Below are 236 nucleotides of genomic sequence, written 5' to 3'. Positions count from 1 at the left end.
CTACATTTCATGTGTGGTGGCCTCGCTTTGCAAGGAAAGAAAATTTATGATCAAAAATCTATCTATACTGCTTGTTGAGGATGACGATGTTGCCGCGGAAGCCGTTACAAGAAGCCTAAAAAAAGTGGATCCTAAAATTAAAATAATTTGGAAACAAAACGGAAAGCAGGCACTAGATGCGTTACGAGAAAAAGCGCAACAAAAAGAAATATCAGAGCCCTACTTAGTATTGCTAG

Annotated in this window: 1 protein-coding gene; it reads left to right on the top strand. The window is 38.6% G+C overall.

Features of this window, described 5'->3' with window-relative positions:
- Positions 1-46: 46 nt before the first annotated feature.
- Positions 47-236 (top strand): hypothetical protein (locus tag SB765_RS33765; protein ID WP_410933053.1); only part of this gene is annotated, 190 nt, incomplete at its 3' end.

Origin of the sequence: Pseudomonas sp. SIMBA_067, from assembly GCF_046534675.1 — a bacterium.
In the GTDB taxonomy this organism is placed as follows: Bacteria; Pseudomonadota; Gammaproteobacteria; order Pseudomonadales; family Pseudomonadaceae; genus Aquipseudomonas; species Aquipseudomonas putida.
Note: the sequence above shows the minus strand (reverse complement) of the source record. Positions and strands in the feature narration are given on the sequence as shown.